A 14,823-nucleotide genomic window follows, 5' to 3' on the forward strand; every position below is an offset into this window, starting at 1 on the left:
ATTATTTTCTTAGAGGTTATTTAGCTTGAGGCTTTTTATTTCTAAACACAATGAATTTATAAAAAGCAAAATTAAATAATTGAACAGAAGTGCCTAATAGAAATTTTACTATGTATACATTTATTCCTATAATATTATTAAGAAGATATACACCTCCCATAGATACTAATGTACAAATAGCATCACTTATAAGAAAATGTATAAATTCTATTACTAATTCTTGTCTTGATGATTTAGTTTTTTTAAATGTCCATACTTTATTTACAATAAAATTATTAAAACCTCCTGCCGTAATAGATGCCCCTTGAGCAATTATAGTATTTACATGAAACACATTAATTAAAATAATAAATATTATAAAATCAACTATAAAGTTAGCAATTCCAACCATATTGAATTTTATAAACTCTATATATTTGTGTATCTCTTTCTTTAAATCCATATTAATCTCCTATTTGACAGTACCATATTCTGATTTATCATATTTAAAAACAATAAATTTATAAACTATATAATTAAATATTTGCAAAAATAATGTTACCATAACTTTAGATATGTAAACATTTATGCCTATAATAGAGTTTAACAAATTTAATCCAATTAATGATACAGTTAAAGATATTCCATTAGTTAAAATAAATTTTCCAAATTGATTTATAAAACTTTCTGTTGTCTTATGCTCTTTAAAAGTCCAAAACTTATTCATAAAAAAGCTATTTAACACACCGCAACCATATGATATTGTTTGAGCAACCAAATCATTTAAACAAAAAACATTAACAAAAATAATAAATACAAAAAAATCAACTAAAGTATTCGCAACCCCCACTATAGCAAATTTTATAATTGATTTATTTTCTCTTATTCTTTTTAATAACCCCATATTTTTCTCCCATATTATAGATTTTTATAAAATATTTTTAAAATTAAATATATATACCCATTTACATACCTAAATATATTAATTATTTTTACACACTTAAATCTTTAATCTTTGCAAAATAAAACACTCTATATATAAAAATAACATAGAGTGTCTAATTATAATATCTATTTTATATTTATTACAAATGTTAATAGTTACATTTTTATAACAAATTAAAAATTTTTTAATATTTAATATTTTATTCACAATTTATATTTATCTAACTATAACTGATACTCCATCTGGAATAACAACTACTTTTGAATTTTTTCCTTTTATTTCATAAGCTTTTTCTAAAGCTTCATTAAATGTGTAAGCATGATTCATATGCATATTCTTTATCATTTCTGGATCACACATATCACTTACAATAAATACTGTATATTTATCTAAAATTCTTGATAGTATTTGGAATTCCCATTGATCTGGAACAGTTTCATTTCTTGGTACTTTTGCTATTCTTTCTAAAAGTTCTCTAGGAGTTTTTGCTCCAACTACATTGTCATAAAAAGATTGACCACCATGCCCATCATTACAAGCTGCAATCATTATTATAACTCCACCTTCTTTACAAGTAGCTTCTGCTGCTGTCATTCCCTTTACTGCTTGATATATATTTTGGTCTAAAGGATAACCTCCATTTGTTACAACTGCTATATCAGATAATTTTTTATCAACCTTTGCAATGTCTAAAACAAATTCACAACCTGTTAAATGAGCTTCAGCACTATCACCTGCAAAAGCATTTATAATATTTTTTTCACCATCTATTACAACATTTAATATAAAAGCTAATTTTGCTTTTTGTGCAGCATATAACATATCTTTATGTACTGGATTATTTTTAAGAATTCCTGTTCTTGCATTTGGACTTGCAATAAATTCACTACAGTGATTTGCCATTATAGTTTTTGCTGATGCAATTCCAGGAAGTACACTTTTTCTACCACCTGAAAATCCTGCAAAGAAATGAGATTCAATAAATCCTTCTGCTATTAAAAGTTCAGCTTCTATTGCAAGTTTATTTAATATAAGGTCACCACCAGATGGAAGTGTTCCCACATGAACTAAACTAGAATCATCTGTTGATACATGATTTATTATTGTTTCATTCTCTACTATTTCACGACCAAATTTATTTATCATTTCTTCTCTTGTTGTTGGTCTATGAAATCCTGTAGCTATAAGAATTTTTATATCTATATTAGGATTTGCTTTTCTTATTCTTCTTAAAATTATAGGAAGCGTTATCTTACTAGGTACAGGTCTTGTATGGTCACTTGTTATTATTACCATATTATTTTTATCTTTAACTAATTCTTCTAAAGATTTACTACCTATAGGATTATCTAAAGCTCTTTCAACTATTTCCTCTTGGCTCATGTCTACTTTATATGTATCTGCTTTAGATCTTAAAACACCTACTAAATTTTTATCATTAATTTCAATATCTATCATACTTTTGTGATAAGGAACTTTTATTTTACTCATATCTAGCTACCCTCTCTCTTAATAAATTTAATGATTATTTTAAAAACCATTAATATATCTTATTATTGGTATGACCAAAATTGGTAAGACCTTTATTAGTATACTATTATTTTTATACTTATTCAATATAAATTAATAACATATAGTAATAAAAATTAAATATATTTTGTTATTTTTTTAACTATCAAATTAAAATTATTAAATATTTTCTCCTAATAAAAAAAATTAATATTTTTTTACATAAAATTTTTTAATGTATTTTTATTTATAAATAAAAATTTTTAATGTATTTTTATGCTAGCAATAAATTCTATTTTATGGCTTTTTATCCCTAAAAATATAGATTTTTTTGTCATCAACAAGTTATTTTTTTATTCTGAATTTTTAATTAATAAGCAATTCAAATGGCATTTTTCCTATTAGTTATTTTTTTAACTATTGTTGAAATTAATAAAAAATAGTCATAAAATTAAGTCAGTTATTGGTCATACCAATATCGAATGTGCCCGTTTTAATACTCTTATTGATGTATATTTAAAAGTATATTGACTTTAAAAACTGTCGCTACATCTAAAAAAAACACAAATAAGATATTTGTACATTTTGTTTAATTAATATCTTTTATTATATAGCAATATCTGTTTAAAACAAAAAAATTGTTATAGCTGTATATAAAGTTTAGCTAAAAAATATATCACGAAAGGAAGATAAATATGAATATTTTAGTTTGTATTAAACAAGTTCCAGGAACATCAAAAGTTGAAGTTGATCCTGTTACAGGAGTTTTAAAAAGAGATAGTGCAGATACTAAAATGAATCCTTACGATTTATTTGCTCTTGAAACTGCTCTTAGAATCAGAGAAGAAGTTGGAGGTACAATAAAGGTTATAAGCATGGGGCCTCCACAAGCCATGGATGTTATAAAAGAAGCATTTTCTATGGGAGCTGATGATGGTGCTCTAGTTTCAGACAGAAAATTTGGTGGTGCTGATGTTTTAGCAACTAGCTATACTATATCACAAGGTGTTAGAAAGATGGGAGATTTTGATTTAATTCTTTGTGGTAAACAAACAACAGATGGAGATACTGCACAAGTTGGTCCAGAAATGGCTGAATATTTAGGTATACCACATATAGCAAATGTTATTGATATAATAAATGTTAAAGAAAATAGCATGCAATTAAAAATGGATATGCCAAATACTGTTGAAATTGCAGAAGTTAAATTCCCTTGTCTTTTAACAGTAGAAAAAGATATATTTGTTCCAAGATTACCATCTTACAAGAAAAAAGTCGCTAGTAAAGATAAAGAAATAAGAATTATTTCTTTCAACGACCTTGAAGATAAAAATGAGAAAAAATATGGATTAAATGGTTCTCCAACTCAAGTTGAAAGAATTTTCCCTCCTGAAGTAAATAATGATAGACAAATGTGGACAGGCAATACTAATGATTTAGCTGATAAAATATCATCTAAATTAAAGGAATTAAAATTTATTTAAGGGGTGAATAAGATATGGGTAAGCTTAAAGTAAATCAAGATAAAATCACAAACATAGATGAAGTTATAAAAATATGTCCTTTTGGAGCAATGGAAAATAATAACGGAAAATTAGAAATAAATGCAGCATGTAAAATGTGTAAAATGTGCGTTAGAAAAGGAAACGGTGCTGTTGAATTTATTGAAGAAGAAGTTGTAAAAATAGATAAATCATTATGGAACGGTATATCAGTATATGTTGACCATGTTGATGGAAATATACATCCCGTAACTTTTGAACTTATAGGTAAAGCTAGAGAACTTGCTAAAAAAGTTAACCAAAAAGTTTATGCTGTTTTTGTAGGATATAATATAAGTGATAAAGCTAAAGAACTTTTACATTACGGAGTTGATGAAGTATTTATCTATGATTACAAACAATTAGAAAGTTTTAGAATAGAACCTTATACAGCAGCTTGTGAAGATTTCATAAATAAAAATAAACCAGCTGTTTTACTTGTTGGTGCTACAACAATTGGTAGATCTTTAGCTCCTAGAATTGCTGCTAGATTTAGAACTGGTTTAACTGCCGATTGTACAATTTTAGATATTAAAGAAAATACTGATTTAGTACAAATAAGACCTGCCTTTGGTGGAAATATTATGGCTCAAATAGTAACTCCAAATTCAAGACCTCAACTTGCAACTGTAAGATATAAAGTTATGAACGCTCCTGAAAGAACTGAAGAAGAAACAGGTAAGTTAAACTTTGCTCAAATAGATGAATCTAAATTATCTTCAAAAATTGATGTTCTAAAAATCCAAAAGAAAATAAAAGAAAAAAATATAGAAGATGCTGATGTAATAGTTGTTGCTGGTCGTGGTGTAAAAAATGAAAAAGATATGGCAATGATAGAATCTTTAGCAAATCTTTTAGGTGGAGAAGTTGCTGTAACTAGACCACTTGTTGAAAATGGATGGGCTGATGCTAAAAGACAAGTTGGATTAAGTGGTAGAACAGTAAAACCAAAACTTATAATAACTTGTGGTGTTTCAGGTGCAGTTCAATTTACAGCAGGAATGAATAATTCAGATTATATATTCTCAATAGACATGGATGAAAAAGCACCTATATTTAAAGTTGCAAACTACGGTATAGTTGGTGATTTATATGATATAATTCCTCAATTAATAGAAAATATAAAAGCAACTAAGGAGGCATAAGAAATGAACTACAAAACTATTGATAATAAAGATATTGAATGTTTAAAAAGTATTGTTTCAAATGATGAAGAGAGATTTTTAATAAATGAAAATATAAGTGAAGAATATAGCCATGATGAACTTGCTGGAATTAAAAAGATGCCAGATGTAGTTTTAAAGGTTAAAAGCGCAGAAGAAGTTTCACAAATAATGAAATATGCTTATGAAAACTCAATTCCTGTTACTCCAAGAGGTTCTGGTACTGGTCTTGTTGGTGCTGCTGTTCCTGTTTTAGGTGGTATAGTAATTGATATGACTCTTATGAATAATATTTTAGAATTAGATGAAGAAAACCTTACTTTAACAGTAGAACCTGGTGTTTTACTTATGGAAATTGCTAAATATGTTGAAGATAATGGATTATTCTACCCACCAGATCCAGGTGAAAAAACAGCTACAATAGGTGGTAATATTAGCACAAACGCAGGTGGTATGAGAGCTGTTAAATATGGAGTTACAAGAGATTATGTTCGTGGTTTAGAAGTTGTTCTTCCTAATGGAGAAATTGTAAACTTCGGTGGTAAAGTTGTTAAAAATAGTTCTGGATACTCTTTAAAGGACTTAATTGTTGGTTCTGAAGGTACTTTAGGAATAGTAACAAAAGCTACATTAAAACTTTTACCTCTTCCAGATAAATCTTTAAGCTTACTTGTACCATTTCCAAATCTTCATATGGCAATAGAAACTGTACCTCAAATAATAAAGGCTAAAGTTATACCTACTGCTGTTGAATTTATGGAAAAGGAAGTAATATTAGCTTCTGAACAATACTTAGGAAAGAAATTCCCAGACCACGCTTCTGGTTCTTACCTTTTATTAACATTTGATGGTAGAAGTAAAAAAGAAATCGAACTTACATATGACCATGTTGCAAAAATTTGTTTAGAATGTGGTGCTTTAGATGTTTTAATATCTGATACTGAAGAAAGACAAACATCTATATGGCAAGCTAGAGGTTCATTCCTAGAAGCTATAAAAGGTTCTACTACTGATATGGATGAAGTTGATGTAGTTGTTCCTAGAAATAAAATTGCTGAATTCGTTGAATTCACTAATGAACTTGAAAAAACAATTGGAATCAGAATAAGAAGTTTTGGACATGCAGGTGATGGTAACTTACATGTATATATTCTAAAAGATGAATTAGATGATGCTGCATGGAAACAAAAATTAAACGCAGCTATGGATGAAATGTATAAAAAATCCAATGAATTATCAGGAAAAGTATCTGGTGAACATGGTATAGGTTATGCTAAAATGAGTTACCTTGAAAAATCTATATCTAAAGAAACTTTAGATTTAATGAAAGGTATAAAACTAGCATTTGACCCTAAAGATATTTTAAACCCTAAAAAATTATTTTAATGCTTATTAAACAAACAAACTAAAACTGTATACTAAAATCAATAAATAGCCTAATGATATATTAATCACATAAAATAAGAGTTATAACATTAAATGTTATAACTCTTATATTTTTTCTAAACATACGCTCATTTTTAGGTCTTATAAATATTATTACGCCTTGAGCCCACGCTATTATATAACCATTGTGTAGAACTTAACTTTTGATAATTTATATAAACAGGTAAATAACCATTAGTTAATATTTTAACTACTGGTTCATTTATATCCTCAACATAAAGCTTAGCTCTTCCAACTCCTTCAATATAATAAATCCCAAAATAGCTATTTCCTGATTTTACACCATCTAAATTCATTTCTACTTTAGGTATCTTATCTAAATATTCAACAGTCGTCATTTCTTTATAAGGCAACAATTCACCATAAGTTCCATTTATAACTACATTTTCATTTTCTAGCACAAGATTAAGTGTTGTAGTATTATTTAAAGAAATAGATATATACGCTACTGAGCTCACACAAGCAATAATAGCTACGATTATAGCTATACCTATGGATTTTCCAATTATATTTCCCCAGTTTATATTGATTCCCTTTCCATTTCTCTTTGCAACTAAGAAAGATGAATCTTTAGGTTTAAAGTAAAATATTCCAAAAATATAATCAGAATCATCTACTGTTAGACTTTCTCCACTTTTCCTGTCTACAAAAGTAGGGTTGTTATAGATTAATTTTTCCCAACCTTCTCTATGTTTTAAAGCTTTTAATTTAGTATTTATTATGTAATGGACAAATATTATAATAATCCCATCTATAATAATTGTTAATATTATCATAAGAGGAATGTATCCTTCTCTAACTGATATATTTACAACCATAATAATTGAATTTATGATTGCCCAAAAAATAACAAGGTAAGCCCTAAACAGTTTTTTATATTCCTTTAATGCAATTGGAACTTCTTGAATTTTAGGAAATTTTATTCCTAATAATACATTATTATCATCTAAATTGCATATTTCAAAACCTATAAACAACATAACAAACGGTATGATAAATGAAACTACTCTTAATAACATTTCATATCCCCCCTTTCTTAAACTGTTAATTCTTTTTATTTAAATTATTATACAACAATTTTTAAATCAAATAAATAACAGTATATAGAGAGCATATAATATCCTATCCTATGTAATAATTAACTCTTTTTACACTTGAGTAAACATCCTCTAAAGAATAACCAAGCATAGCTTTCCTTGTAGCCTCTAAAACGTGTAATGTTGATACTAAAGATATAATTTTAACCTTTGTGTGAAATTCATTCTCTATTATTTCTCCAAATGTCACTAACGAACCCATATCAACTAATATTAAGTAACCTTGTTTAGATGGGTTTTCTTTTATAATATTTTTTAGCTCATTTAAAATATATGATGGCTTAATGTCAATTGGTGAATCTAAAGCTATGGTATAATTTTGTCCTAAAAGTCTATTAGTAACATCAACAATTGATGATGCTGTACTATCACCATGTGCTATAACAATTACCTTAACTTTATCATTTTGTTTATATTTTAATTGCCCATCTTCTATAAGAAATATACATAAATATCCAACCTCACCTAAAGAAATTTCTTTTTTTAAATATTTCTCTATACGAGCTTTAATTTCGACAGCTATATCATATTCTTTTTTATACTTTGTTTCTAAATTTAAAACATTAGTATTCACCATAATTTTATCATTTTTGACTCTATGAATTAAATTGTTTATATGCAAAGCCATAGCTATACACATATTAGGTTTTAACTTCTCTTCTAATTTACAATTTATATAATGGATTAAATGCTTTATAAACTCCAATACATCCTCATCTATAAAGTTCTCTAACATTTTACCATTATCATATTCTGAAACACCTTCTATATCTTTTCTAAAATGAGTTATAACTTCTTTGTCTACTAAATAATCCATATTTATATCTACAACATCTTCAGCCTTTAATCTATCAACTTTATATTTTATATTTTCATATATATGATTATCTTTATATTTTTCTATTATCACTTCTTCTAAACTAGAAATTTTTATATAATCTATATCTTCCCCTATTAATCTATTCCACAAAACTCTATGATTTTTTTCCTTATAAAGTCCCTCTTTTATGTAAGTTGGAGTATTTTTTATTTCCACTCTTATATCCTTTTGTGAATGTGTTAAATACTCTGAATAAGCCCTAGCACAAATAAGCTGTATATCACTTTTAAGTTGACCTATATTGTTAGGGCAATCATAAGATAACAAAGCTCTCATAGCGTTTACCGATATAAATATATCCTTCTTTATTTTAATGCTTTCTGCTTTAAAAAAAGATTTTATTAGATAGAATCTTTCCTCTAAAGTTCTTTGTTTCAAAGCTGGTATTGTAATAGTCATTGGTATCCTTCTGGTAAATGTTTTCAATAGAGTTGAATCTGGATTTTCTGTGGTAGCCGATATAATAAGTGCATTAGACTGTCTATTTTCATGATCTCCAACTCGCCTAAAAAGCCCTGTATCTAAAAATGTAAATAACGCCTCTTGTCCCTCTGGTGGAAGCCTATGTATTTCATCTAAAAATAATATGCCATTATTAGCTTTCTCTATAAGACCTATCTTATCTATTTCAGCACCTGTATACGCTCCTTTTTTAACTCCAAATAGTTGTGACGTTAACAATTGAGGATTATTGCTATAATCAGCGCAATTAAATGTTATAAAAGGAGAATCTATATTTTTAACTTGCATTTCAATTGCATATTCATGCATTAAATAAGCAAACATTGACTTTCCAACACCTGTCTCTCCAAGTATTAAACAATTCATTCCATTTAGCGGATATAAAATTGAAGCCTTCGCATGTTCTATTGCATCTTTTAAACTTATATTATTATTAGCTAACTTATCTAAGTTAGTTTTATTCTTTAAAGAACTTAATGATTCGTTAATATAAAATAAAACTGGTCTACCATTTGATTTAGATACTTTACCTTCCTTACAAAGAGTATTTAAAACATGGCTTACATTAGCTCTACTTATATTTAACATAGATGCTAATGTATTTGCATCTATCCCCTTATTTATAGGCAAATCCAACAAAGTTTTATAAATTAAGTCTACCCTCTTCATCTAAACTCTCCTATTAAGAATTATTTAATTAAATCATAGCACATTTTTATCTTTTTTTCTATAAACTAGTTCATTGCTATATGATTCAATAGATGAAAATAATTATTTTCAAAATATATAATAATTAATTTAATTTAAATAATTTTTATATAATCAAATAAATAATAATTGTAAATTAAAGGAAATTAATATAAAATATATTAAGAGAGATTTACCTTTAACTATTAATAAATATAACCCTTTAAAATTACATGAAAGGTGTGAATATTATGAACACATTGAATAAAGAAAATATAAAATCTGGCATAATAAAATATTTAAAAATCAAGTATCGTAGAACATTAGATACAGCTAAAGATTTTGAACTTTTTAATGCTTTATCATTAACTTTATTAGAACACATTATTGATGAGTGGGATAATACAGATGAAACATACAAAAATACTAAAAACGCATATTATTTTTCAGCTGAATTTTTAATGGGCAGAGCTCTTGGAAATAATCTTATAAATCTTGGAATCTATGATGATATCAAAGAAATTTTTGATGAATTAGGATTAAATCTAAATGCAGTAGAAGAAATCGAGGAAGATGCAGGGCTTGGAAATGGTGGTTTAGGAAGGCTTGCTGCATGCTTTATGGATTCTGGCGCAACTCTTGAAGTTCCATTAACTGGATATGGAATAAGATATAGTAATGGTCTTTTCAAGCAAGAATTTAAAGACGGTTACCAAAATGAAAAGGCAGATAGTTGGTTAAAATACGGTGATCCTTGGAGTATAAGACGAGATGATGAATCCACCATAGTAGAGTTTGCTGATATGACAGTTAAAGCTGTTCCTTATGACACTCCTATAATAGGATATAAAAGCAAAAATATAAACACACTAAGATTATGGAAATGTGAACCATTAGAAGAATTTAATTTTGACCTTTATAATTCACAACAATATTCAGAAGCTTTAGATTTAAAAAATCGAGCAGATAATATCTCAAGAGTACTATATCCAAATGATACAGGAAGGTCTGGTAAAATATTAAGGCTTAGACAACAATACTTATTAGTTAGTGCTTCTTTAAAAGATATAATTAGAAAATATAAAGAACAGCACGGTGCTATTACTGAAGAATTTTCAAACTTTAATGTAATACAATTAAACGACACTCATCCTGTGCTTGGAATTCCAGAACTTATAAGAATTCTAGTAGATGAAGAGAAATTAGAATTTGATGTAGCATTAAATATTTGCAAAAAAACATTTGCTTATACAAATCATACTATTTTAGCAGAAGCTCTTGAGAAATGGGATGCTGAACTATTTAGATGTCTTTTCCCTAGAATACTTGAAATAATAAATATAATTAACTCCATATTTATAAGTGAGTTAAAATCTAAAGGCTATAACGATCACCAAATAAATGAATTTTCAATAGTAAATAATTTTAATGGGCAAGTTAGAATGGCAAATTTAGCTATTAGTGTTGGATTTGCAGTAAATGGTGTTGCTAAGCTTCACACAGACATCTTAAAAAATTCAGAATTAAATAACTGGTACAAATTATATCCTGAAAAATTTCAAAATAAAACAAATGGTATTACTCCAAGACGTTGGCTTAGACTGTGCAATAAAGAATTATCTAATTTTATAACAGAACTTTTAGGAAACGAGGACTGGGTTAAGGATTTAAATAAACTAAGTGAATTAAAAAAATTTGCCGATAATACTGAGGTTTTAGAAAAATTCTTGCAAATCAAACTTACAAAAAAGAAACAATTAGCACAGTTTATAAAAGAAAATGAAGGGATAGAGATAGACCCTAATTCTTTATTCGATATTCAAGTAAAAAGACTTCATGAATATAAACGACAATTTTTAAACTCACTTTACATTTTAGACCTTTATTTTAGATTAAAGGAAAACCCTAATCTTGATATTCCAAAATGTACGTTTATATTTGGAGCTAAAGCATTCCCTGGATATAGAAGAGCTAAATCAATAGTTAAGTTTACAAATGATATTGCTAATTTAATAAATAATGACCAAAGTATAAATGGAAAAATTAAAGTTGTATTTGTTAAAAATTATAGCGTATCTTATGCTGAAAAATTATGTCCTGCAGCTGATATTTCAAAACAAATTTCAACTGCTGGAAAAGAAGCATCAGGAACTGGTAATATGAAATTTATGCTAAACGGAGCTCCAACCTTTGGAACTTTAGATGGTGCTAATATTGAAATAGTTAATGAAAGTGGCGAAGAAAATAACTTTATTTTTGGTTTAAAAGTAAATGATATCGAAAATTTAAGACATTGCTATAATCCATGGGATTACTTTAATAATAATCCTGATTTAAGACGAGTAATTAACACATTAGTTGATGGGACATTTAAAGATAATTTAAATAATGATTATAGAGATTTATTTAATTCTCTTATGAATGAAGGAGATCAATATTTTGTATTGGCTGATTTTAGAAGCCTTAAAGATACGGAGGATAAAGTATTTGAAGCTTATAAAGATAGGCTTGCATGGGCTAAAAAATGTTTCTTAAATGTTTGTAATGCTGGAAATTTCTCAAGTGATAGAACAATCCAACAATATTGTAATGAAATATGGCACATTAACAAATGTAAAAACACAAAATAAATTTAAAAATATTAATATAATTTGATAAAATGCCTAAGGTTTTTCTTTAGGCGTTTTTCACTTGATTATTACATAATATTGCATAAAACACAACTTAGTGATATAATTAACAAGTGATAAATATAATTATTTTATGAAACATAAATATAATGTTAAAGCTTACAAATATAAAATAATTGATATTTTTGAATCAAATTTTTTTTTGATAAAAAGAGTTACAATTTTTAAAAGATTGTAGCTCTTTTTAATTTTTACTTTTATTTAATATTTTTAAATGTTAAATTTTATTTAACATTTAAAAATATTAACATTTAACCTTTGACAATTAGTTTTTTTTTTATATAATGGTATTAACAAACATTTTTTAGATAAATTTGTTTTAAAAATATTTTTTTCTAAAATATACTTTTTAAGATGGGGGTAATTTACATGAAAGAAAAAATGGTAAGGCTATCACAATTAAATTTAAGTGGTTTATTAGAAAGTTCTATAAAATCAGTAGAAAATGATTTCAAGGAAAAATATTTAAATGAAAATGAAAGTCTTAGTGATTATGGTTTTAATAGAAATGATATAATCAACTCATATATAGAATTATTTACTAATGAAAATAAAGATATATTTATCCCATTTGCTTATAAAAAAGTTGGTTTTGGTGACGATATTTACTTATTAGACGGAAATAAAATATTTAATAATAATAACTCTGCTGATATTGGTGATTTAAAATTAAGCTACACATCAGATATTGGATTCTTATTAAGCCATGCTGATAATGATTGTGTAATTATTAAAGTTGGTTACGCTATAGACAATCAAACTTCTGGGTTTAAAGCAAAAGAAAATGTAGGTGTGTTAAAGCCAAAAATGCAATGTTATTTAAATAGATTTCTTTCTGCATAAATTATAAATTTTTTAAATCTTGAATTCCAAATAAATTAATTGATATATATATAAATTACGCTTTACTAACGATTAAATATTATATTTAAAGTTACTAGTTGGTAAAGACAAGCTATACTAAAAATGGTTAGAAAAATCTTTCTAACCATTTTGTTTTTAACAAACTTCTTTACTTCCTTGTGTAATTATATTTTTCACTAAATCTATCGCTAATTTAATTATAATCAAAAGAAATACAATAGCCATTATTACTTTAGGAAACATCAAATAATCAAATAAATAATTTATGTAACAGAAAAATGATATTGAAATTATCCCAAGAGGTATATACCATTTTCTCCTGTCTATAAAGAAATAAATTATTCCTAAAATTCCTGCTATATATATATATCTTTCATGCATAGAAGGCAAAAAGTAATTACAAATTAATATTGAAAGTATTGATATTTGTAAAATTATTTTATTATTCATCTCAAATTTATAACTTAAAATAAACATAGTAAGCATTGCAAAAATAAATATAGTAAATATTATTCCAGCTGTTGAAAACACTTTATAATAATTAGGAATAAAAGTATATATATTAGTAAGATTCATAGTTAACTCTTTATATTGCCCAACTTGAGTCATATATTGTGTTATTAATGTTTTAATAGGTCTTCCTAGCAAAATCGCTGGTATATTTACAACAAACACCGTTATAGGTATCATAAAAAAGTTTAATATAGACATATCTTCATCTTTTAAATATAAAATTATATATAAAGGTAAAATAAATATTGTTTGAAGCTTAAATGAAAAAGCAATACCTAAAAATATAAATGCCCTAGTATACTTTTTATCAAATAAAAATAACAATGAAGCCAATACAAATGTGGCATAAATCATATCACATTGCCCCCAGGCTGCACTATTTAATATAACTGTAGGACTAAATAATATTGCTGCATATGTACAAAGACTTAAAAATTTTTTATATTTTTTATTCTTGCAAAGTTTATATACTATACGAGCACCCACAAATGCACCAATAAAATCAAATATTACTGAAACAATTTTTATAGTATATAAACTCTTAATTGGAATATAGGTTAAAATTCCTAATATCAGCATATATGGAGCTGTATAATTTCCTATATGATATTTTATGGCAAATATACCTCCATTCGCTTTTAATGTATTAAACCATCCTTCTAAAAAATATTTATAATCTCCACTTACAACATTAAAAAACATACATCTAATAAAAATAGCTAAAATAGAAATTATTATTATAAACAGTTCATATTTATACTTTTGTATATATTTTTTTATATAAAAATCTACTTTATTACTCCTCATGATTGTCAAAAGATAGCGTTATCTTTAAATACCTCCTCTTTATAATGCTAAAAACTATTATACAGCACTTTTATATAATTATTAAGATACACAACTATATTTTAAATGTAACTTTGTATTTATACATCAATTTTAGATGTAAGTAAAAAATGTATATTTAAAAACAAAAAAACAGGGGGATATTGTTAAAACCTCTCCCTGTCTATCTATTTAATAATTATAAGGAATTATATTATTTA

Annotated in this window: 11 protein-coding genes; 5 read left to right on the top strand and 6 right to left on the bottom strand. The window is 26.1% G+C overall.

Translation table 11 applies throughout. From position 1 onward, the window contains the following. Positions 1-16: 16 nt before the first annotated feature. The 3 genes from DR020_RS02950 to larA form a co-directional block, all read right to left on the bottom strand. Positions 17-442 carry a GtrA family protein gene (locus DR020_RS02950; RefSeq protein ID WP_055259740.1) on the bottom strand — a complete coding sequence of 142 codons (426 nt, stop codon included), beginning with the start codon at positions 440-442 and terminating at the stop codon, positions 17-19. Positions 443-451: 9 nt separating this feature from the next. After that, positions 452-883, bottom strand: a complete 432-nt coding sequence (locus DR020_RS02955) for a GtrA family protein (RefSeq protein ID WP_112365220.1) — start codon at positions 881-883, stop codon at positions 452-454. Positions 884-1,141: 258 nt separating this feature from the next. Further along, a complete protein-coding gene (gene larA, locus DR020_RS02960; protein WP_112365221.1) occupies positions 1,142-2,416 on the bottom strand; it encodes a nickel-dependent lactate racemase in 1,275 nt (424 codons plus the stop codon). A gap of 713 nt (positions 2,417-3,129) precedes the next feature. Between larA and DR020_RS02965 the strand changes: the two genes are divergently transcribed. Genes DR020_RS02965 through DR020_RS02975 form a run of 3 tightly spaced genes read left to right on the top strand, consistent with a single transcriptional unit; the run spans position 3,130 to position 6,524 of the window. Further along, a complete protein-coding gene (locus DR020_RS02965) occupies positions 3,130-3,918 on the top strand; it encodes an electron transfer flavoprotein subunit beta/FixA family protein (protein WP_055259746.1) in 789 nt (262 codons plus the stop codon). Between the two features lie 14 nt (positions 3,919-3,932). After that, positions 3,933-5,120, top strand: a complete 1,188-nt coding sequence (locus DR020_RS02970; protein ID WP_055259748.1) for an electron transfer flavoprotein subunit alpha/FixB family protein — start codon at positions 3,933-3,935, stop codon at positions 5,118-5,120. Between the two features lie 3 nt (positions 5,121-5,123). Next, positions 5,124-6,524 carry an FAD-binding oxidoreductase gene (locus DR020_RS02975; RefSeq protein WP_055259750.1) on the top strand — a complete coding sequence of 467 codons (1,401 nt, stop codon included), beginning with the start codon at positions 5,124-5,126 and terminating at the stop codon, positions 6,522-6,524. Between the two features lie 134 nt (positions 6,525-6,658). On the opposite strand, the gene DR020_RS02980 is transcribed toward DR020_RS02975, so the two are convergent. Together DR020_RS02980 and DR020_RS02985 are read right to left on the bottom strand one after the other, a co-directional pair. Beyond that, positions 6,659-7,603, bottom strand: a complete 945-nt coding sequence (locus DR020_RS02980) for a PH domain-containing protein (protein WP_112365222.1) — start codon at positions 7,601-7,603, stop codon at positions 6,659-6,661. 103 nt (positions 7,604-7,706) lie between these two features. Then, positions 7,707-9,692 carry a sigma-54-dependent transcriptional regulator gene (locus DR020_RS02985; RefSeq protein ID WP_112365223.1) on the bottom strand — a complete coding sequence of 662 codons (1,986 nt, stop codon included), beginning with the start codon at positions 9,690-9,692 and terminating at the stop codon, positions 7,707-7,709. A 278-nt stretch (positions 9,693-9,970) separates the two neighbouring features. Here DR020_RS02985 and DR020_RS02990 point away from each other — a divergent pair, with 278 nt between their 5' ends. Beyond that, positions 9,971-12,340 carry a glycogen/starch/alpha-glucan phosphorylase gene (locus tag DR020_RS02990; protein WP_112365300.1) on the top strand — a complete coding sequence of 790 codons (2,370 nt, stop codon included), beginning with the start codon at positions 9,971-9,973 and terminating at the stop codon, positions 12,338-12,340. 429 nt (positions 12,341-12,769) lie between these two features. Then, on the top strand, positions 12,770-13,243 hold the full coding sequence (locus tag DR020_RS02995; protein ID WP_055259756.1) for a hypothetical protein: 474 nt from the start codon (positions 12,770-12,772) through the stop codon (positions 13,241-13,243). Between the two features lie 156 nt (positions 13,244-13,399). On the opposite strand, the gene DR020_RS03000 is transcribed toward DR020_RS02995, so the two are convergent. Continuing rightward, positions 13,400-14,584 carry a hypothetical protein gene (locus DR020_RS03000; RefSeq protein WP_055259758.1) on the bottom strand — a complete coding sequence of 395 codons (1,185 nt, stop codon included), beginning with the start codon at positions 14,582-14,584 and terminating at the stop codon, positions 13,400-13,402. Positions 14,585-14,823: the final 239 nt, after the last annotated feature.

The organism is Sarcina ventriculi (genome assembly GCF_900456775.1).
In the GTDB taxonomy this organism is placed as follows: Bacteria; Bacillota; Clostridia; order Clostridiales; family Clostridiaceae; genus Sarcina; species Sarcina ventriculi.

Bases quoted from the DNA above. Each gene is read 5' to 3' on its own strand.
- DR020_RS02950 (WP_055259740.1), bottom strand. From the start codon at position 442: ATGGATTTAAAGAAAGAGATACACAAATATATAGAGTTTATAAAATTC.
- DR020_RS02955 (WP_112365220.1), bottom strand. From the start codon at position 883: ATGGGGTTATTAAAAAGAATAAGAGAAAATAAATCAATTATAAAATTT.
- larA (WP_112365221.1), bottom strand. From the start codon at position 2,416: ATGAGTAAAATAAAAGTTCCTTATCACAAAAGTATGATAGATATTGAA.
- DR020_RS02965 (WP_055259746.1), top strand. From the start codon at position 3,130: ATGAATATTTTAGTTTGTATTAAACAAGTTCCAGGAACATCAAAAGTT.
- DR020_RS02970 (WP_055259748.1), top strand. From the start codon at position 3,933: ATGGGTAAGCTTAAAGTAAATCAAGATAAAATCACAAACATAGATGAA.
- DR020_RS02975 (WP_055259750.1), top strand. From the start codon at position 5,124: ATGAACTACAAAACTATTGATAATAAAGATATTGAATGTTTAAAAAGT.
- DR020_RS02980 (WP_112365222.1), bottom strand. From the start codon at position 7,603: ATGTTATTAAGAGTAGTTTCATTTATCATACCGTTTGTTATGTTGTTT.
- DR020_RS02985 (WP_112365223.1), bottom strand. From the start codon at position 9,692: ATGAAGAGGGTAGACTTAATTTATAAAACTTTGTTGGATTTGCCTATA.
- DR020_RS02995 (WP_055259756.1), top strand. From the start codon at position 12,770: ATGAAAGAAAAAATGGTAAGGCTATCACAATTAAATTTAAGTGGTTTA.
- DR020_RS03000 (WP_055259758.1), bottom strand. From the start codon at position 14,584: ATGAGGAGTAATAAAGTAGATTTTTATATAAAAAAATATATACAAAAG.